The following is a 19,684-nucleotide window of genomic DNA, read 5'->3' on the forward strand; positions in this document are numbered from 1 at the left end:
ACTCTTCAGTTCAAACCTGTTACTGTTTTCGGTTCTTTCGAACCGGTCGCTCACTCAAAGCTGACAGGAATATGAATCACTTCATAAACCTGACTTACTTTAGTGTGAGACTCTTGATACTTTCGCTATCTGATCCGAAGATCAGCTCGCTTTCAATCAAGCGCCCACACTTATCGGCTGTTAATTTTTAAAGAGCATTCTGCGAGGGATCTTGAACCCCTCAGCAGCGCTGCGTTTTCAGCAGCAGAGAAGCGAGATTATGAACCGCGTTTCGCAGCGCGTCAACAACTTTCTGCACGACATCGTTGCGACTGCGGGGTCATCTTCCTGCGCCGTCGGGGCTCGCTACCTCCGAACCTCAACAGCACCGCTTCCCTTCCTCCCGCGCCGCGTTTCCGTTGGCACGAAAGAGGCGTGATTCTATGCATCCGCCCCCTTCCGTGCAAGCTCTTTGTGAAGAAAGTTTGAAAAAGCCTCCGTGCGCTATCGCGCACGGAGGCTTTGGGTTCGACGAGCCGTAAATCGCAACGCGTGCCAAGCTCCAAAAATATGACGAGCACGTCTTCTCCCTGTATTACAGGCGGACGCGGACCGCGCAAGGAAACTGGCGCGGTCGAGTATCATGCCGCGACCGAACCACGCACTCATATCGATGATGGACAGCACGACTCAACCCGGCGACACCGACCTTCGCGACGAATATGCCGCCCTGCGCGAACGCGCGATGCGGCTGGAAGAACAGGTTCCGCCGCTTCTGCAACGCATCTCGGACATGCTGCCGCGCATCAGCGGCGAATCCGAACTGGCGGACGCGCATCGCGAGCGGCTCGTCGGCGCGCGCAATGCGGCGCTGGTCTCGATCGAAAATTATCAGCAGGCGATTCCATTCCTGCAGACGGCCGACTCGATCATCGAGCAGCTGGACAAGGCGCCCCAGCGCGATGAAGACATCGAGTGGCGGGAATCGCTGCTGCAACGCCTGGACGAGCTGATCGACGTCGCGGTCGTGATGATCGACGATGCGGACAGCTACTTCGAGCATGCACAGGCCTGTGACCTGTCCAGCGTGCCGAAATCCATCCTCGAGGATTGAACAGGCTTCCTCGAATCGCGCGGTGCACCGGCCTCGCGTCGTATCCGACGACAACCGCTAGCTGACAATCTTCGTCCCCGCGCCGGCCGCCGCCTCCCCACCCGAAGCGGCCACCCTGCAACCGCCACCACGCGCAGAGCCGGACATCGCTCCTACGGCGAATCCAGCACGATCGTCTCGCTCATCATCGGCACACGGATGTATCCGCCCGCCGCATCGCCATACGCATGCGCGTTCCCGTCGATCACGTACTGCGCCGTCAACGCGCACAGGGTCGCGTCTCGCGCATCGACGGAGCGCAGCATCGATACGTCGATTCCCAACCGCTCCAGCAATTGCCGGCGCTGATTGCGCTTCTGCTTCGCCGACGCCACGGCCTTGCCCAGCATCGCGCAGGTAATCGCATATGGATAGGTCTCGAAGCTCGCACGTCCGCCCGCGTAACGCGCGTCGGTCAGCAACGGATAAGCGTCCGCGAGCGCGCGGTAGACGCGCTCTCCCATGAACATCCAGTCGAAGAAGCCCGACGTGCTCGCGATGGCCTGCTCGCGCGACGGTGTCGGGAAGCACGAGATCCGTTCACGCGCGAGCGCCTGTTCGGCCGCGCGGCGGCCGCTCCCCGCCCACCACAGGCTCGGTGCGTCGACGCCAATGGCCACGACGTCATGGGCGAGACATAGTGAAGGCAGCGATTCGGGCGCGATCCGCGCTTCCCGGCAGACGACCGTCGAGCCACGCAGGATCACGAGATCGCACAGCTTCCTGTCGCCGCCGACATCGACACCCGCCACGGCGGCCGGTTCTGGCGCGGCGGATCGGGCCGATCGCATGTGCGTGCCTCAGTCGGCCGGCCGTGCGGCGTACGCGGTGTCGAAGATCGCCTCGAGACCGGGATGGACACCGCGCATCGGGTCGACGACCGACTTCGCCCAGTCGAAATACGCCTGCTTGCGTTCGAGCGGCCAGTCCGCAGGGGGATGCCGGGCGATGTCGCGCAGGTTGCAGATCTTGTCGGCCAGCTTCACGAGCTTCGCGCGCCGGCTGATGGTGGCCGCGTGCTCGACTTGCAGACGCTTGCGCTCGTCCTTCGGCAGCGACTTGTCGTCGGTAACTTCCATCACGATGTCCGCCACGTCCTTGCCGAACAGCCGCAGCAACTCCTGCTCGGTCGTCTCCGTATCCTCGACCGTGTCGTGCAACACGGCCGCGACGATCACGCGTTCGTCCTCGACGCCGGCCTCGTTGGCCAGCACGTCGGCGAGCGCGATCGGATGATTGATGTACGGCGACGCCTCTTCGTCCTTGCGCCGTTGATTGCGATGCTTGTCCGCCGCGAACGCAATCGCGGCTACCAGCTTCTTCATATTCACCCCTCGTGTGGCCAGACCCGCGACCGCCGAACCGGCCGCGTGCGTTTCGGAACCGCTCATACTACCTGTACGCGATGACCCTTCCCGTGCGCCGGCACCCCGGCGTACTCCGCCGCGTCACGCGCCGCATCACGCGCCGGCCGGCGCGCGCTGCAACTCGACCACGTTGACGCGCGCGCCGAAGACGTCCTTCACGAGCGGCAGCAGGTGGTCGTGGTGCGTCAGAAACAGCACCTGGGTGCGCGTCGACAGATCGCGCAGCGCATCGAGCCCCGCCTTCGCGCGCGCGTCGTCGAAATTGATGAACAGGTCGTCGGCGACGAACGGCAGCGCCGTGCGGCTGCCGAGCTGCAACTCCAGCGCCGCGATCCGCAGCGCGAGGAACAACTGATCGCGCGTCCCTTCGCTCAGCCCGGCGACCTCGACCGACGTTCCCCTGGTACGCCTTGCATACAGCGCGGGCGGCGTCCGTTCGGTATCGACGGTCAGCTTCGCGAATTCGCCCAGCGTGAGTCCGGCGAAAATCTCGCCCGCGCGCCGCAGCATCGGCCCCTGCTTCTGGTCGCGGTAGCGATCCGTCGCCCACTTCAGCAAGCGGCTCGCCGTGGCCGCTTCCAGATACTGTTCGGCCGCATCGCCCATCGCCGCAAGCGCCTCTTGCCGTTTCGACTCGGCGACGGCCGCGTTCGCCTGGCCGTCGATTGCGCCGAATGCCTGATCGGCCACGACCTGCTGCTGCGCCAGCTCGTTCAACCGCTTGCCGATATCGCCCAGCGACTGCTTCACCGCTTCGAGATGCGCCGGCACGTCGGCAATGTCCTGTTCCGCCACCTCGGCCTCGACGGCGGACCGGGAAAGCCCGTCTCCGTCTCGCACCAGCGCCTCGTGCGCGGCATCGACCGCCTGTCGAAGCTGGCGCTGACGATCCGAGCGCTCGGCCAGCGGCAGCGCCGCGTCGATCGATGCGACGCCGGCCAGTTGCAACAGCGGCTGGATGCGCGCGTCGGCGCCGGCCACCGCGGCAGCCGCGTCCGCAACCTTGCCGTCGGCCTGCTGCACGGCCTCATCGGCCCGCTCGATCGCACGCGCGATTTCCTGGGCGGCCGCGAGGCGCATCGTCAGCCGGCGCGCCACGTCCGGCCCGTCGCCGCTCGCCAGCCACTCCGGCGCGAGCGCTTCGGCGAGCCGCCTCGCGCCGGCCTCGAGCGCGGCCAGCTCCGCGCGGATCGCGGCGATCCGGTTGCGCGGCGCGTCGGCATCGGCCAGTTCGGCCGTCACCGTATTCGCGAGCCCGAGCGCACCTTCCGCCGCGGCCAGCGTCGTCGCGCTCGCGGACAGTTTCGCGTCGGCCAGCGCGTCGCGCCATTGCGCTTGCCACGCGTCGTAAGCCGCTTGCGCATGGCCGACCCGCGACTGTGCGATCGCGCATCCGCGTTCGGCTTCCCGCGCGCGATCGTCGAGGCTGTCCTTCTGTGCAGCCGCCTTCTCGGCCGACTGCACGAACGTCTCTGCAACGGCGACGAGCGCGGCCAGCCCGTCCGATTCGCCGCCCCGCGATACCGTCAGCAGCGCCGCACGCAGCGCGGCTTCGGCGCCGGCGCGGGCAGCGCGCATCGCGTCGAATTCGCGACGCTGACGATCGAGATCGGCCTGGGCGGCGAACACCGTGTCGCGCTTCACGAGCCAGTCCCCCATCGCCGCCAGCGGCATGCCGGGCACCGCGGCCGCCGTCGCGAGCGCGGCCCAGGCGTCGCGATGTGCGGCGAGCTCGCGCTCACGCTCGTCCAGCGCGGCCTGCCGGCGCGTCACGCCCGCACGCGCGGATTCGACCTGCTGACGCAAGGATTGCAGCGTCGCGGCGGCCTGGGTCGCGCCGAGTTGCGCATCGACGAGCTCGTCGGCGAGGCGAATCGCGTCGTCGAGCGCCGGTGCGCCCGTGGCGAGATCGACGGCGCCGTTGCGGATATCGCCCCACGCGCCATCGCGACGCGCACGCGCCGCCAGCACGTCGGCGGTCGTGACGACCTTGTGGTTCTCCGCGAAATGCTTTTCTTGCAATTCGAGGCGTTCGAGCTCTTCGAGCGCACCGTCGCGCGCCTCGCGCGCGGCGGCGGCCGCACTGGCACGCTCGCTGTCTTCCTTGAGCAACGCGCCGAGCCGCGCCGCCGACGGCACGTCGAGCGCACGCAGCGCATCGACCGGCATGCGCCACTGGCCGAGCGCGTCGAGCGCGCCGGACAGCGTGCGTTCGGCGGCCGCGATTTCGTGCGCCAGCGCCTGCTCGCGCGGGCCGCTGTTGCGAAAGCCCTGCGCATCGGCCAACGCCGCGCGCAATGCTTCCGGCACGTCGACGGTCGACAGGCGCGCCTGTTGTTCCCGGACCTGCGTCAGTTCGCGCGTGCGTTCGTCGAGCGATTCGCGCGCACCGGCAAGCGCCTGGTGCAGCGCGCCATGTTCGCGCAGCAGGTTCGCGACGGTCTTCAGCGACAGCGCCGTCGGCAACGCGGCGCGCAGCGACGCTTCGTCCGTCGGCCAGCCGAGCTGCGCGGCCGCCGACGACGCGGCGGACAGATGCCGCTCGACGTCCGCGCCGAGCAGCAGCAGATCCTGCGCGTGATTCATGCATGCGCCGCGCAGCCGATCGAGCGCCTCGATATCGGCTTCGAGCGCCAGCGTGTCGGCATCCGCGACGATCGCCTCGCGCGCCTGCCGCTTCGCGAGCAGGTCGGCGCGTCGCTCCTCGAGCACCTTCTGCTCGGCCGCGAGATCGCCCTGCGCTTTCAGCAGATCCGCATACGCGGTCGGCGGCAACTCGACGACCGCGCCCAGTTCGGCCAGCGCGGCGTCCTTGACCGTCAGCTCCTTCAGGTACGGCGCGAGCCGTCGCACGCGTTCGAGCTTCGAGCGCAGCGCTTCGAGCCGGCGTTGCTCCGCACGCGCCTGCTCGATCTGCTGCTCGACCGCTTCGCGCGCATCCTTGCGATCGACCCAGTCGCGCGTGCGCACCTGGACCGTCTTCAGCTCGGTCACGGCTTCGTTGAACGCCGTTTCGGCCAGCGTAAATGCGCTGCCGCTACGACGCGGCGCCCACAATTCGAGCGCACGCGCGTCGAGTTCCTCGCGCACCCGCCCGAGGCTGCCGACGCCGGCAGCCGATTCGAACAGCACCTGGCCGAGCTTGTCCGATGCGTCGAGAATGCTGCGACCGCCATCGACCAGCCGCCCGTGATCGAGCCCGAACATCTGCTCGAAGAATTCGCGCGTCGCGCCGTCGAGGATCGCCGTCAGATAGTCGTCGGGCAGCTTGTCGTCGGCCGGCGTGCGCAACGAACTGCGCCCGCGCGCACGGTGGAACGCGAGCTCGCCCGTGCCGCTCTCCAGCACTCCGCCGATCCGCAACTCGGGCGTGCTGTGCAGGAAATCGAGCGGCGTCTGCAGCTTCATGCCGAACAGCAACTCGGACACGGCCGTACGGATCGTCGACTTGCCGGCCTCGTTCGGCCCGACGATCACATGGAAATCCTCGCGGGCCGACGGGAAACGCAGCGTCTCGTCGGTGAACTTGCCGTACTTGATCAGATCGAGCTGGCCGATGCGCATCGCTTACTCCCCCCTCGCCAGCCGCGCCAGCAACGCGGGCCCGACCTGCTCGACCAGCGCCGTCAGCTCGCCCGCACGCGCCATCGTCAGCAACGGCACGTCCTCCTTCACGTCGCTGCGGACCTTGCCGACGAACGGCTTCAGGTCGCGTTCGAGCAGCGCGAGGAAATCCGGATCGTGCGCGGCGTCGGCCAGGATCTGCTTCAGATCCTCCAGCGCCTCGAGCGGTTCGCTTTCGCCCGGCTGCCGATCGGCGGCGGACGTCGCGAGCCGGACCTTCTCGAGCCACAGCCGCTCGTTGCCGATGATGCCGATCTGGTTCAGCACCTCCGCACGCAACTGCGGCGCGCGGCCGAAAAAGAGACCGTGCGCGGACGTGCGCCCGGTGACGGTGACGCGCACCGCGCGCGGCACGTGGCCGTCGACGGTCAACAGCGCCTCCAGCGACTGACCGATCTTTCTCGACAGATCCGCACCCGACTCGCAATCGGACGCATCGACTGACACGGCTTCCCAGCGCAGCACGTCGAGATACAGGCGCTCGACCTTTGTCTTGCCTTGCTCGACCGTCACGAGTACCGCGCCGCGCCGGCCCGTCTCGCGGATATGGCGCCCCTGCAGGTTGCCGGGAAACACGACGGTGGACGCGCCCGTCCATTGCTGGAATTCGTGCACGTGGCCGAGGGCCCAGTAGTCGTAGCCTTTCGCGTGCAGTTCGGCCAGCGTGCACGGTGCGTAGTTCGCATGCGCCGCATACCCTTCGAGCGCCGTGTGCAGCACACCGATGTTGTAATAGCCGGGCACCGGATCCGGATAGCCGATCGCGAGATTGTCGACGACGGCCTTGTCCTTGAAGCTCTGCCCGTGCAGCGCGACGTCGAATTCCGGCAGCCTGAAGGTTTCCGGCTTGCGGTGGCCGAACACGGTGACGTTGTCGGGCAGCGTCAGCTTCTTCGTCATCTCGCTTTCGGCATCGTGATTGCCGCCGAGCACGAACGCGCGGATGCCGGCCTTGCGCAGGCGGCCCATCTGCTGGCCGAAGAAGATGCCTGTGTTGTGATCCTTCCAGTCGCCGTCGTACAGGTCGCCTGCGATCACGAGGAACGCGACTTCCTCTTCGATCGCACGATCCACGAGTTGCCGCAGCGCCTCGCGCGACGCGTTGCGCAACTGCGCGGCCGGCGCGTCGGGATAGGCGCTCAGGCCGTGCAACGGGCTGTCAAGGTGAATGTCTGCCGCGTGGATGAACTTCACGAAGGTTCCTCTGTTTCATGACGAAGGGGCGACGCCGCTCGCGCAGGCCATGCCGTCATGCGTCGTCCCGGGAGCCGCCGGGCTTGCCACCGCACTTGCGACATGCGTCGGACCGGGTCGCGCTGCCCGCTGCAAGCGGGTCGGGATGGTACCTGAAAGCGGATGACGACATGCGTTCTCCGTCGGTGCGGATGGCGGGAAAGCGTGCGATACCGATGCGAACCGACATTGTGCCGCAGCAGGCATGCGTGACAGCGAAACGGAGCCGGCCGGCGTTGTCATCGCGACAGCCGGCTATCGGGAGCGCTGCTATTTAAGCATGACGTGCAGGCAATGGGTACGGGACGCCTCCCGATCCGGAGATCCGGACCAGAGTTCGCAAATCACCATTTCCACGATGTCGCGAGGTGCCGCATGGCGATCATGCTCGCGAGCCTCGACGTCATCGGAAAGTAGCAGGGCGCGGTCAATCCTTCCTGTCGCGGAGCGCGGCGGAGCGGCGAGCGCGAGGATCGCACAGCGCCCATGCGCGCTCGGAATCTCCGAAGCAGTTACCGAACGACAGGGGCGAGCTCGGCTCCCACGGAGACGCGCGGAGAACCGACAGGCTCGGGGACGAACCGGGCGACGCTGCGATGCGCAGCTCAGTAACCCGGATACTGCATCTGTAGTGCGACCCATGCGGCCGTGCGCTTGCCGAACTCGGACGCGATCGCATTCAGCGATGCATCAAGCGCATGCAACGGATAGCGCGTGATCGGTGCGGACAACATCCGCGCAGGCGCGTCGACGCCGCCCACGCGGTCCGGAACGACAGTCAACCCGCGCCGGGTGCGCACGGGTTCGCGATTCGCGGCAACCGTGTAGGCGGTGGAGCGGAACGTCGTGGAATAGGCGTCGGCCTCGAGCACGAGCGCAATTTCGTCGACACCCGGCTCGATCGGGATACCGAAATCCTCGTGCGACCAGAACGACAGGTAATTGGTTGCGATCGTCGCCATCGTCGACAATCCGAGTTTGAATCGGTCGCTCGCGATCTCGGACGACCATGCAGGCCGTCCGAGTCGCTCGGCGACCTGCAGTGCGCGTTCGTGCCCGGCGAGCGCCTCGACGAGCGCAAGCGATACCGGAATCGTTGCGGTGACACCGGTCGTCGTGACGACCTTGCCATCGGCAACGTAACGCTTGCCGTCGACCCACCGCGTATCGGCAAACTTCTTGCGGAGATCGCTCATCGAGTACCAGTGCCCCGTCGCGCGGCGGCCTTCCAGCAGCCCCGCGCGTGCAACGACCCAGACGCCGTCGCACACGCCGATGATCGTGGCGCCCTTCTTCGCCTGCCCGGCTACCCATGCAAGCAGCGTCGGATCGCTATCGCGATGCACGGCCGGCACGATCACATAGTCCGCACCCTGGGGCACGCGCTCGTCGAACTGAGCAGTGGTTTCGTCCGGAATGACGTTCATCGGTGCCGGGAACATCCGGATCGGGCCCGGTTTCGTCGCAAGTGCGACGAGATCCGCCTCGCCCGATTCGGCGACGATGCCATAGGGGACGACGTAATCGGTCAGCTCGGTAAAATCGTTTTCGCCGACGACGGCGACGATCGGGCGCGTGCGCCCGAATCGCGGCTGATAGGCGGGCAGTCGGTCCGCGCGTGCCGCTGCGGGCGCCGGCGCTGCGCTCGCCGGCCCCGCATGGGCCATGTTCGCGATACCCGATGCAAACGGCGCGAGCAGCAACATCATCCAGTACAGCATGACTTTTCGCATTGAAGCGTCTCCGGTGAATGAAACTCACCCAGTAATCAGGCAGGGCGTCCGTGTCGGTCGTCGCGACGCCGCTCCTGCCGGCAATACGACGTTGAATGTCACGCCGTCGTCGCGCTGCGCGTCGCTGACCTTCAACGTGATCGTCGAAAGGAGCCTGCCGAACGCCTCGTGCAGGTCGACTTGAACATTGACGTGCCGCGATCAGCGCCGACGTGTCCGAGCAACGCGACCGCATCGCGCATTGCCGATAGCGGTACGCGATCCGACTCTGCAAACGCGACAGTGCCCGTGCGGATGGAACGGGAGGCCGGCGACACGTTCAATCGCCGCAGATGCCTCGTGCCATGCGGCGAATTCATCACGAGATCTTTTCTTCCGGACTTCGGACTTCGGACTTCGGACTTCACGGCAAAAAAGAATCGACAATTGATTCGATTTTTATTAAAAATATGTCGATCATTTCGCCATTCGAATCGAATAAAATAAAAGAATATCACATCATCGCCAACGCGAAGCGCAAGATGGCTCGCAACCGCCGCCGATCAGATAATCAGCACTTCGATAACGAAAATGCCGTGTTCCGCCTGCGATTCATCAGGCGCGGGCCGATGAGTTCAGCAATTTCGACGGGATCTCCCACGCCGGCATAGCCTGCTTCTCAGTCGGTACTCATGGTCACGGGAAAGCGCGCGCAGTTGACACACATCAAACAGGGGCACTGCCATTTGACGACATCTTCAACATCAATGGCGCGACTGACAGAGAAAATAAAAAACCGCTCGTATTTATAAACCAACCGCACTTTCCCCGGCCCGAAAGTCGTCTCCTCTCGGCATCCAGCTCAGTCGCCCAGATGCCTGTTACTTTTGCGATCCTAATCAATATCGATAAATTTCTTCTTCCCGTGTTTCGACTTGAGGCTCCATGCGCGACGTATCGCGTTCCCCAATAGAAAAAGCCCGGCCCGCATCGAAGCGGGCCGGGCCGTGACGGGATCCGTGCTGCTCGTTACAGCGCGCCGCCTTGCGCCGACGCCGAACCCTTCACGCCGACCGATGCGCCACCCTGCACCGAGTTCGTCGCGCCTTCGAGCGCCTCGCCGGCCTTCGCCTTCGCGCCACCCGCGACATCGCCCGCGGTCGACATCGCGCCTTGTGCATGGCTCTTCGCCGAGCCCGCGACGTGCTTCACGTGCGACTTCGTCGCGTGCACGGCCGATGCCGCCGCATCCTTCGTCGCACCGGCCGCCGAACCGACCGCCTGCGTCGCGCCGCCCACTGCCGTGCCGGCTGCCGAGCCCACGCCGCCGACCGTCTTGCCGACGCCGTTCAGCGCGCCGCCGACGACATTGCCCGCGCCCGAACCCGAACCCTCCGCATTCGCGCCGGCGCCAGCCTGCACGCCCACGCCGCCGCCGAGCAGCGGCGTCTGGACCTGGGCGCCGATGCCTGCGGAACCCTGGGCACCGGTCTGAGCCGTCTGTGCAAATGCAGCCGACGTCGCCATCGCCGTCAGAGCGGCACCCAGCAGAATCGTACGAATCTTGTTCATGGTCATTCTCCCCAAAGACGTTGTTGCTGCGGGCCGCCTTCGTGCGGCTTGTCGCATGCCTCGCCGCGACATGCGGCAGGTGGGGCTAATGTAGCGGCGCCGGCGCGCAAAACGATCGATTTGCGGGGACTGTTACTTCCGTTGCAAATGCTGACGATTGACTCACACTGTTTGACAATCGGGGCTTGCGGCGAGGCGAACGCCGTATTTGACGACGGACGGGGCTTGAATCGCGAACCGCGGCGACCGGCTGCTTCACGCCGGCGATTCTCCCGATCGACAGGTATCCGGGAAGGCGATCGACGCAACGGCCGGCCGACGAGCCGGCCGCTTTTATCTGCATTCCAAAGGATGCGCGTTGCCCGGCCGTCGATGCGGCCTGATCATGACGCACGGCCCCGGCCGCCGGCAAGCGGACCGGGGTCGCACGCACGCCACCCGATTACGGCCGGAACGTATCGCCGAGCACGACGCCTTCGCGACGCGGATCGGTGCCGCCCTGCAACGCCGGCGACTGGCCGACCGTCACGCGCATCACCGTGTTGACGCCGCTCGCCTGCGCGGACGTCGACACCTTGTGCCCGAGCGCGAGCAGCCCCGTGATCAGTGGATCGTTCGCGCCGTTGTTCGCCGTGTTGACGTTCGGGTGCTCGCCGCCGATCGTGGTCGTCGGGCTGTTGCTCGCGCCGAAGTCGACGAGCCCCGCCGATTGCTGCGCGTCGAGCCCCCAGTCGAGCGCGCCGACCAGCGTCTTGACCACGTATTGCGGAATCGTGCCGCCGCCCGGGGAACCCGTCGCCATCACGAAGTCGCCGCGCGAGCCGTCGGCGGCCTGCCCGAACACGATCGTCGGCGCCATCGAGCTGCGCGGCCGCTTGCCCGGCTGCAGCCGGTTGGCCACCGGATTGCCGGACGTGTCGAGCGGGTTCGCGGAAAAGTCGGTCAACTGGTTGTTCAGCAGGAAGCCGTTGGTCATGTGGAACGAGCCCATGCTCGACTCGACCGTCGTCGTCGCGCTCAGCACGTTGCCGTCGCCGTCCACGATCGTGAACTGGTTCGTGCCGTGCTCGATCAGCGTCGTGTCGACGCCGAGCGGCACCGCACCGAGATTGCCGGGCTGCGCGGTGCCCATGCTTTTGGTCGGGTCGATCAGCGCCGCGCGCGATTTCAGGTACGGCTTGTTCAGCAGCGTGTCCCACGTGCCGCCCGGCAGCGGCACGAAGTCGGTATCGGCCACATACTTGTCGCGGTCGGCATAGGCGAGCCGTTCGGCCTCGGTGACGAGGTGGACGCCCGCGACCGTCGGCTTGCCGCCTTCGAGATCGATCGCCGTCGGCTTCAGCGACTTCAGGTCGTAATTCTCGAGAATGCCGAGCGCCGATGCGACCGCGATGCCGCCCGACGACGGCGGCGGCATCCCGCACACCCAGTAACTGCGATAAGTCGTGCACACCGGTTCGCGACGCTTCGCCTGATAGGCGGCGAGATCCGCGACGGTCGTCTTGCCCGGCGTGAGCGTCGAGCCGTCCGCGCCCTTCGTCGCCGCGATCTTCGCGACGATGTCCTGCGCGATCTGCCCCGTGTACAGCGCGTTCGCGCCCGACTGCGCCATCAGCGACAGCGTGCGCGCGTAGGCGGGATTCTTCAGTACGGTGCCGAGCGTCTTCGGCGAACCGTCGGCGTTCAGGAAATACGCGGCGGCTTCGGGATCCCGCTTCAGGTTCGCGGCGTTCGCCGCGATCGCGTCGGCCAACCGGCCGCCGATCGGGAACCCGTTGGTCGCCAGCGTGATCGCGTCGCCGAACAGGCTCTGCCACGGCAAGCGGCCGTGATCCTGTTGCAGCGCCTCGATGAGCCGCGGCACGCCGATCGTACCGATCGAACGACCGCTCGCGCGCGCGTTCGGCAGCGGCGCCGAATGATCGGTGGCGTCATCGACATAGCGCAGGTAGTTCTCCGTCGCGGCGGCCGGCGCGGTTTCGCGGCCGTCGTATGCCTGCAGCGTCTTGCCGCGCGCATCGTAATAGAGCAGCACGCCGCCCGACCCGAGGCCCGTCGCCTCGGGGACAGTCAGACCGAGCACGGCCTGCACGGCGACCGCCGCGTCGGCGGCCGTGCCGCCCTTCTTCAGCACCGCGCAACCGGCCGCGCTCGCGTACGCGTTCGACGTGGCCACTAGGTAAGTTTTCGCATAGACGGGCTTCATTCCGGTGCGATAGCCCGACGATGCTTCCGGCAGCGACGGGTCGCCCGGTTGGTTCGAGCCCACCACGACGGTCGCGCCGTTATTGTCGACCGCGAGGCAGCTCGCATCGGTGGAAGGTGTCGTCGTGTGGGCCGCCTCGTTCTCGACGTCACCGCCGCAGGCGGTCAGCAGGGCAGCCGCGAGCAACGCGGACGCATACGGAAAAATCGCTGTTCTGTTCATGGTCTGCCGATGTTCTTGTCGGTCGTTGCGATGGACATCCTGCCGCCTGCAACCCCCTCGGTGCACGGGCGACGCGTTCGATAGTCCCATGAACAAAATTTTTTCCGCAATAAGGAAATCACGTCATGCAACCGGACGTCGTGTGCGCGACGTCACCGAACCGGCATGCGGGGTTGCTGCTGCATTGCATCGCATTCCGATACGCCGATGCGGCTCGCATTGCGACCGTTACCTTGTCGCCCGACGACGCGTGGCGGCCGGTCGCCCGACACGTGCGAACCCGTGCTCCATCGCGTCGATCGCCTCGGAAAAGAACGCGAGAAACATCGTCATCGCGACCGTCGCGCTCGTGTCCGCCCGCTGGTAGATGCAACTGAACGAGCGCGCGCCCGCATCGGCCAGCGGCGTCCAGGCGAGCCGACCGGCGGCCACGTCGTCCGCGACGTTTTCCGCGATCAGGAAACCGACGCCGGCTCCTGCGGCCACGAGGCGCCGCACCATCGACACCGAACCGGTTTCGACCAGCGGCCGCGGGCTGCGCGGCTGCCGCGCATCGATCTGGTCGAACATCGCGCGCAACTCCGTGTCGGGCGTCATCAGGATCAGCGGATGCGCGAAGCAGTCGCGCATCCGCACCTTGCCGCCCGTCGACGCCAGCGGATGACCGGGCGCCGTGACGACACCCAGCGGCTGCGCGAACGCGCGCACCTCGACGACGCCCGCCGCGCTGCGCCGGCGCAGCGCATAACCGATGTCGACCTCGCCCGTCTCGACCCAGCGCACGATGCTCTCGCCGTTTCCCGAGCGCACGCTGTACGTGACGCCCGGGTAACGCTGCATCGCGGCGAGAATCGCGTCGGGCACGAGCCTTTCCGCCGTCGAGGCAGGCACCGCGAGATTCACGTGCCCGCGCCGCAGCGCGCGCAGATCCTCGACCTGCGTCAGCGCGTTGTCGAAATCGCGCTGGCCGCGCCGCACGGCCGCGATCACGATCTCGCCGGCGAGCGTCAGCTGCATGCCGCGCGGCAGCCGGTCGAACAGCGGCACGCCGACCTGCGCTTCGAGATTGCGGATCTGCTGGTGAACCGCCGCGGCGGTCAGGTGCAGCGCATCGGCCGCCTTGCGAATCGAGCCGCGCCGCGCGACTTCGTCGAAACAACGGAATGTCTGCGATATCGAACGCATGAAGGCACCGTTAGATTTTTCCGAACAGGCCGTCAAGAATAATCCGATTTTACTGACTGGACGAATCGTCTAGATTCCGCTGCATTCCCGTAGCCGATTCGAATGGAGACCGCAGTGACGACCGTCGACCAGATTACCCAGCGCCGCCGCGGCGTCGGCCTCATCGCCCACGACCCCGCGCTGTCCGCAGGCGGCTATACGCTCATCGCGCCACAGACGGCCGACGGCAACGTCTATCTCGTCGGCATCGACGGCGAGGTCGTCCACCAGTGGAAATTGCCCGTGCGTCCCGGCCGCCACGCGGTCATCCTCGCGAACGGCAATCTGGGCTACAACGGCAATCATCCGCACTCCGAATCGCGCTACGCACCGTGGTCGATGTGGCACGGCGGCGATTTCTACGAGGTCACGCCGCAAGGCGACATCGTGTGGCGCTACGAGGATCCTGCGCATCACCACGATGCGCAGTGGCTGCCGAACGGCAACCTGCTGTACGCCGCGTGCGAACCGGTCGACGCGGCATTCGCGCGGCGCGTGCCGGGCGGCACCGCGCACGGTGACGACGAGGTGATGTACGCGGACGTGATCCGCGAAGTGAACCGCGCCGGCCGGATCGTCTGGGAATGGCATGCACGCGACCATCTGCGGCCGGAGGATTTTCCGATCGCGGCAGGGTTCGGCCGCTACCACTGGCCGCTCGTCAACGGTCTCGCGATCGATGCGAACGGCCGCGTGCTGATGAGCCTGCGCACGACGTCGGGGATCGTCGGCGTGAACCGCGCAACCGGCCGCATCGACCTGCGGATCGGGCCCGACGTCGTATCGCACCAGCATGCGCCGGTGCCGCTGCCGAACGGCCATATCCTCGCGTTCGACAACGGCAATTTCCGCCATGGTGCGCACGTCGCGTTCTCGCGCGTCGTGGAAATCGATCCGGCGACGCAGCGGGTCGTGTGGTCGTATGCGGACGACGTCGCGAACCTGTTCTACACGCCGTTCATGGGCAACGCGCAACGCTTGCCGAACGGCAACACGCACATCACCGAATCGTCGACGGGCCGGCTGTTCGAAGTGACGCCGGCCGGCGAGGTCGTCTGGGAATACGTGATCCCGTGGTTCGCCGAATACCCGGATGAAGCGGCGCGCAAAACCGGCCCCGGCCAGTTGAACAGCGTGTTCCAGACGTTCCGCTACAGCGCCGCGCAATTGCCCTGGCTACGGACCTGAGCTTCCGTTCACCGCCGGTTTCCGGCCATCGTCGCCGTTCGCTTCCGAGGAGCCTGCCGTGTCGCACGATTCGATCTCCCCGCCCGTCGATGCCCGGCTGCCCGCGTGGCAGCTCGCGCTGTTCGGGCTGCAGCACGTGCTGTCGATGGCCGCGTCGCCGATCACGGCCGTGTTCCTGATCGCGAAAACGCTCGCGCTGCCGGCCGACCTGACGGTTCAGCTGATCGGCGCGACGTTCTTCGCGTGCGGTATCGGCACGCTCGTGCAATCGCTCGGCGCCGGCCCGATCGGCGCACGCATGCCGTTCGTGATGGTGCCCGGCGGCGCACCGACGATGCTGTTCGCGGGCATCGCCGCGCAATCGGACCTGCCGACCGCGGCCGGCGCGGCGCTGCTCGCCAGTGCGTTCTACTGGGTGCTGCTGCCCGTCTTCACGCGCTGCCTGCGGCTCTTTCCGCGCATCGTCGTCGGCGCGATGTTGTTGCTCGTATCGATCAACCTGATCCGGATCTACGCGGCGATCGTCGTCGGCCAGCCCGGTTCGGCCGACTTCGCGCAGCCGCGCTCACTCGGGCTCGCGCTGGCGACGATCGTCGCCACCGTCGTCGTCGCCGGCGCATTCCGCGGCACGGCCGGACGCCTCGCGGTGCTGATCGGGCTGATGGCCGGCGCGACGCTCGGCTGGGCGCTCGGTGCGATGCCGGCGCTCGGCGACGTCTGGCACGGCCCGCTGTTCACGCATCCGGCGTGGCTGCCGTTCGGGATGCCGCGTTTCGACGCGCTGGCTGCGCTGCCGCTGCTGATTTTCACCGCGATCTCGATGGCTGAGGCCACCGCACAGACGGTCGCCGTCGGCGAAACGTGCGGCAAGGCGATCTCGCTCCGGCGCGACGTGCCGAAGACGATACGCGGCGACGCGCTCGCATCGCTGGCCGGCGCGCTGTTCGGCACGCCGCTGATCGTGACGAGCGCCGAGAACATCGGCGTCGTGCAGACGACCGGCGTACGCTCGCGCTACGTGACGGCGGCCGCCGGCGCGATCCTGATCGCCATCGCGCTGTTCGCACCGCTCGCGCGGCTCGCGTATGCGATTCCGGCCGCCGTGGTCGGCGGCACCGCGCTGGTCGTATTCGCGATGATCGGCGTGATGGGCATTCGTCTGCTCGCCAGCGTCGACCTGCACGCGCGCGCGAACCAGTACACGCTCGCGGCCGCCCTGGTGGTCGGCCTCGCGCCGATCCTGGTGCCGAACCTGTATCGCCATTTCGGCGCGCCTGTGCAGATCGTGCTCGGCAACGGCATGGCGGCCGGCACGCTCGCGGCCATCGCGACGCAACTGGCATTCGCCGCGCTCGCACGGCTGGGCGGCCAAGCGCACGCGGCGGCAGTTGCGGCGCCTTCGCGCGACGCGTGAAGGCAGCGGCCCGCTCACGCGGCGCGACGCTCGACGCTGCCGCTGCCTGCCGCCGCTCATGCTCGTCTGCCCGACGACGAACAACGACGGCGTCGACGACACGCCGGCTGGGTCGCGCCGGCCGAGCGGACATCGAGACGATTGCCGGCGTCACCGCGTCCGGCTATAAAGCGGGGATGGACACGGATCGCTGGATTCACGACCCCGTCGGCGCGTTTCGCGTCTGGCAGGAAACCGCCGCGACCGGCGCCGGCCGCCGGCCGTTCGCGCCGCGTTCGGTCGTGCAGCATGTCGCGATGTTCGAGCGATTCCTGCGCCACCTGAACGCACAGCGCGTATCGCTCGCCACGTTCGGGCCCGACCACGTCGCGGCCTTCCTCGTGGAACTCGACCGCACCTGCGCGCCCGGCACGTCGACACGCGTGCGTTATGCGAAGCTGATCGACCGACTGGGCCGGCATCTGGTCGACGCCGGTGTGCGGACGATCCATCCGGCCGGCCGATCGACACGCGATCTCGCATGGCCGGACGGCGAGCCCGAGCCGTGCTACCTGCCGCCCGATGCCGACGCGGCGCTGCAACGCCACGTGCAGCCTCGCGCGGACGACACGCCGGCCGACTGCCGGAATCGCGCGATCGTCGCGCTGCTGCTCGCGAGCGGCATCACGTCGGCCGAAATTCGCGCGGTGACAAGCGACGCGCCCGATCTCGACGCGCGACCTGCGGTGTTGTCGGTGCCGCGCGATCGCGCGCGGCCGGCGCGCCGGATCGAGCTCGCCGCGTTCGGGGTGGCGCCGCTCGCCGCATGGCGGGCGCGCTCGGAGCCGCGGCCGTCGGCGCTGCTGTTTCCCGCGCCGCGCGGGGGCGCAATGAACGACATGTTCCTGCTGCTCGTCGTGCGCGAGGCGCTGAACGCGATCGGCTTTCACGCAGCGGACATAAGCCCGCGCGTGCTGCGCAATACGTATGCGCGCCGCCAGCTGCTCGCGGGCCACGCGCATGCCGACGTCACCGCGATGCTCGGTCTCGCCAGCATGCGAACGGTCACGCGCATTCGACAAACGCTGTCGCCCGATGCGGCCGCGGATCGCGCTGCCCACGAGCGCTGAGCGTGTACCGCCGGCGCGAACCGTACGCCTCCCGGTTCGCTACTCGCCAGGCTTCGACTGGACCAGCCGCAGAATTCGCGTGTCGTACGGCGCTTGCATCACTTCCGCGATACGGATGTCGGACGCGGCCGGATGCAGCGGATTCAACAGGAAGTTATGGGCATGCGGCACGACGACGCTTGGCACGCGCAGCAGCGCGCTCGGCTGCCTGTGCAGCCACTCGGTGCCGGCGCTGCGGGTCCAGTCGACGTTCGTTCGCCAGTCCTCCGGCGCATCGCCTTCGGCGATTTCGGCAACGTCCACCGAATCGGGCACTTCGATACGCAGCAACTGGTATCCGCTCGGCAATTGCGCGACGGTGGCGATTTCGAAATGAACCAGCGTCTCGAGCAACGCGAGCGCCGGATGCTCGGCGAGATACACGACGGGCTGCCCGGCGAAATGCCAGCGCCCGCCGGCCCGCAATCCGCCGATGCCCTTCAGATCGGCGTAATTGCTGATCCGCCACAGTGTCGTCAAGCGAAGTACCCCTCGTCGATCTGCGTGAGGGCCTCTTCGACGAGCCGCGCACCATGCTCGGTGCTCGCCATGTCGAGCGACGTGCGGCCGCCGAAGCGCTGGAGCCCGTTGCGCAGCCACGCCATCGCCTTGTCCTGGTCGCCGAACGTGGCCGACGCCTGCGCGACGATGCGCGCGAGGCGGATCGCCTTATCCGACTCTTCCGGCGACAGACGTTCGTGCGCCTGGCGACGATGGCTCAGCGTGCGGCGCGGAATGATGAACGCCAGTTCGTCCGATTTCAGCCCGCGCTCGGACAGGCGGTCGATCACCGATACGTCGACGCGCGCGCTCGCCAGCTCGGCCAGATCGGCGCCCGACCGGACGCGGATCGCCAGCAGCTGCTCGAGAATCGTGAATTCGGCCTGACGCGGATGAGCGACGCCCGAAGGATGAAAAGCGATGGTGCTCATGACCCGACCTCTCTTTGGCAATTTGCCCAATCATTATAGGCGTTTTGCCGGATGCTTGCGGGCGGTTGAGCGAGGGTCTTGCCAGGCTGGTGGACCCGTATTGGGGGATACGCGAATCGGAGATTCGCCCTGATGATGAGGCCCCAAAATTCAGTATATAAAATCGTCGACCATGATGACGCGAAGTTGTCACGTAACAATTTCCCAATGGTGCTACGCGAGTTGCACGAGCCGCCTCTTTCCCCGTCCGATTCGTCGCCGTCCCGCGCTAACACGCCGAACTCTGCCGATTACACGTCGACCGACTGCTCTAGCCAGCCGGCCTCTCCCGTCGGGTATCGGTGCGATTCATCCGACAACACCAATCCACCACAAAAAGCGCATCACTCGCCGTACCGGCCCCTGTTCCTCGCGCGTCGATATCCGCTGTCCAAACTCGTGTCGCCCGAATTCCTCGTCTCGATGCGGGGCATACCGCACTGCCTATGCCTACCCGTCCCTTCCACCACCGCAAATTACTTCGCATACCTGATCATAAAATCGAAAGCAGAAAGTAAGGCGCACACCATCACCGAAAGCCAGCTGTAACACCGAGCCCAGATCGAATCGATACGCAAGCCGCCTCATCTCCCGCCTTCTGCATCGCGCACTTATCGGGACATGATCGCTTCTCGTAGCGATTCCCGCACCGACCCGTTCCCCCTCGTCGC

Annotated in this window: 15 protein-coding genes; 5 read left to right on the top strand and 10 right to left on the bottom strand. The window is 66.8% G+C overall.

Going from position 1 to position 19,684, the window contains the following annotated elements; translation table 11 throughout:
• Positions 1-655 precede the first annotated feature (655 nt).
• A complete protein-coding gene (locus WT97_RS18925) occupies positions 656-1,093 on the top strand; it encodes an ATPase (protein ID WP_257128527.1) in 438 nt (145 codons plus the stop codon).
• Positions 1,094-1,245: 152 nt separating this feature from the next.
• On the opposite strand, the gene WT97_RS18930 is transcribed toward WT97_RS18925, so the two are convergent.
• The 5 genes from WT97_RS18930 to WT97_RS18950 form a co-directional block, all read right to left on the bottom strand.
• Positions 1,246-1,923: a DUF429 domain-containing protein gene (locus WT97_RS18930; RefSeq protein ID WP_060354099.1), complete on the bottom strand. Its 678-nt coding sequence runs from the start codon at positions 1,921-1,923 to the stop codon at positions 1,246-1,248.
• Positions 1,924-1,932: 9 nt separating this feature from the next.
• Positions 1,933-2,457, bottom strand: coding sequence for an HD domain-containing protein (locus WT97_RS18935; RefSeq protein ID WP_027786250.1), 525 nt, complete (start codon positions 2,455-2,457; stop codon positions 1,933-1,935).
• 135 nt (positions 2,458-2,592) lie between these two features.
• Positions 2,593-6,063: a YhaN family protein gene (locus WT97_RS18940; protein WP_060354100.1), complete on the bottom strand. Its 3,471-nt coding sequence runs from the start codon at positions 6,061-6,063 to the stop codon at positions 2,593-2,595.
• 3 nt (positions 6,064-6,066) lie between these two features.
• Positions 6,067-7,317, bottom strand: a complete 1,251-nt coding sequence (locus WT97_RS18945) for a DNA repair exonuclease (RefSeq protein WP_060354101.1) — start codon at positions 7,315-7,317, stop codon at positions 6,067-6,069.
• 644 nt (positions 7,318-7,961) lie between these two features.
• Positions 7,962-9,089 carry a DJ-1/PfpI family protein gene (locus WT97_RS18950; RefSeq protein WP_060354102.1) on the bottom strand — a complete coding sequence of 376 codons (1,128 nt, stop codon included), beginning with the start codon at positions 9,087-9,089 and terminating at the stop codon, positions 7,962-7,964.
• Between the two features lie 332 nt (positions 9,090-9,421).
• On the opposite strand from WT97_RS18950, the gene WT97_RS34180 reads away from it, so the two are divergent.
• Positions 9,422-9,739 (top strand): hypothetical protein, encoded by a 318-nt coding sequence (locus tag WT97_RS34180; protein WP_156440284.1) that lies wholly within the window; start codon positions 9,422-9,424, stop codon positions 9,737-9,739.
• Positions 9,740-10,097: 358 nt separating this feature from the next.
• Here the strand turns inward: WT97_RS34180 and WT97_RS18955 are convergent, their stop codons facing one another.
• From WT97_RS18955 to WT97_RS18965, 3 genes are all read right to left on the bottom strand, one after another.
• Complete coding sequence (locus WT97_RS18955) at positions 10,098-10,640, bottom strand: hypothetical protein (protein WP_060354103.1); 543 nt, start codon at positions 10,638-10,640, stop codon at positions 10,098-10,100.
• Positions 10,641-11,082: 442 nt separating this feature from the next.
• On the bottom strand, positions 11,083-13,068 hold the full coding sequence (locus tag WT97_RS18960; protein ID WP_060354104.1) for a gamma-glutamyltransferase family protein: 1,986 nt from the start codon (positions 13,066-13,068) through the stop codon (positions 11,083-11,085).
• Positions 13,069-13,296: 228 nt separating this feature from the next.
• Positions 13,297-14,253: a LysR family transcriptional regulator gene (locus tag WT97_RS18965; RefSeq protein WP_059503455.1), complete on the bottom strand. Its 957-nt coding sequence runs from the start codon at positions 14,251-14,253 to the stop codon at positions 13,297-13,299.
• A 102-nt stretch (positions 14,254-14,355) separates the two neighbouring features.
• Between WT97_RS18965 and WT97_RS18970 the strand changes: the two genes are divergently transcribed.
• The 3 genes from WT97_RS18970 (at position 14,356) to WT97_RS18980 (ending at position 18,003) form a co-directional block, all read left to right on the top strand.
• Positions 14,356-15,480 carry an aryl-sulfate sulfotransferase gene (locus WT97_RS18970; RefSeq protein WP_060035294.1) on the top strand — a complete coding sequence of 375 codons (1,125 nt, stop codon included), beginning with the start codon at positions 14,356-14,358 and terminating at the stop codon, positions 15,478-15,480.
• A 58-nt stretch (positions 15,481-15,538) separates the two neighbouring features.
• Positions 15,539-16,894 (top strand): uracil-xanthine permease family protein, encoded by a 1,356-nt coding sequence (locus WT97_RS18975; protein WP_060354105.1) that lies wholly within the window; start codon positions 15,539-15,541, stop codon positions 16,892-16,894.
• A gap of 176 nt (positions 16,895-17,070) precedes the next feature.
• Positions 17,071-18,003 (top strand): tyrosine-type recombinase/integrase, encoded by a 933-nt coding sequence (locus WT97_RS18980; protein WP_060354106.1) that lies wholly within the window; start codon positions 17,071-17,073, stop codon positions 18,001-18,003.
• Positions 18,004-18,042: 39 nt separating this feature from the next.
• Here the strand turns inward: WT97_RS18980 and WT97_RS18985 are convergent, their stop codons facing one another.
• A complete protein-coding gene (locus WT97_RS18985; RefSeq protein ID WP_060354107.1) occupies positions 18,043-18,522 on the bottom strand; it encodes an RES family NAD+ phosphorylase in 480 nt (159 codons plus the stop codon).
• Entirely contained in the window at positions 18,519-18,974 is a 456-nt protein-coding gene (locus WT97_RS18990) for an antitoxin Xre/MbcA/ParS toxin-binding domain-containing protein (protein ID WP_059503447.1), read from the bottom strand. Before WT97_RS18990 ends, WT97_RS18985 begins: the two co-directional genes overlap by 4 nt.
• Positions 18,975-19,684 lie beyond the last annotated feature (710 nt).

Origin of the sequence: Burkholderia sp. MSMB1459WGS, assembly GCF_001534535.1 — a bacterium.
Classification (GTDB): Bacteria; Pseudomonadota; Gammaproteobacteria; order Burkholderiales; family Burkholderiaceae; genus Burkholderia.

Bases quoted from the DNA above. Each gene is read 5' to 3' on its own strand.
- WT97_RS18950 (WP_060354102.1), bottom strand. From the start codon at position 9,089: ATGCGAAAAGTCATGCTGTACTGGATGATGTTGCTGCTCGCGCCGTTT.
- WT97_RS18970 (WP_060035294.1), top strand. From the start codon at position 14,356: ATGGAGACCGCAGTGACGACCGTCGACCAGATTACCCAGCGCCGCCGC.
- WT97_RS18935 (WP_027786250.1), bottom strand. From the start codon at position 2,457: ATGAAGAAGCTGGTAGCCGCGATTGCGTTCGCGGCGGACAAGCATCGC.
- WT97_RS18990 (WP_059503447.1), bottom strand. From the start codon at position 18,974: ATGAGCACCATCGCTTTTCATCCTTCGGGCGTCGCTCATCCGCGTCAG.
- WT97_RS18965 (WP_059503455.1), bottom strand. From the start codon at position 14,253: ATGCGTTCGATATCGCAGACATTCCGTTGTTTCGACGAAGTCGCGCGG.
- WT97_RS18930 (WP_060354099.1), bottom strand. From the start codon at position 1,923: ATGCGATCGGCCCGATCCGCCGCGCCAGAACCGGCCGCCGTGGCGGGT.
- WT97_RS34180 (WP_156440284.1), top strand. From the start codon at position 9,422: ATGCCTCGTGCCATGCGGCGAATTCATCACGAGATCTTTTCTTCCGGA.
- WT97_RS18960 (WP_060354104.1), bottom strand. From the start codon at position 13,068: ATGAACAGAACAGCGATTTTTCCGTATGCGTCCGCGTTGCTCGCGGCT.
- WT97_RS18955 (WP_060354103.1), bottom strand. From the start codon at position 10,640: ATGAACAAGATTCGTACGATTCTGCTGGGTGCCGCTCTGACGGCGATG.
- WT97_RS18980 (WP_060354106.1), top strand. From the start codon at position 17,071: ATGGACACGGATCGCTGGATTCACGACCCCGTCGGCGCGTTTCGCGTC.
- WT97_RS18925 (WP_257128527.1), top strand. From the start codon at position 656: ATGGACAGCACGACTCAACCCGGCGACACCGACCTTCGCGACGAATAT.
- WT97_RS18940 (WP_060354100.1), bottom strand. From the start codon at position 6,063: ATGCGCATCGGCCAGCTCGATCTGATCAAGTACGGCAAGTTCACCGAC.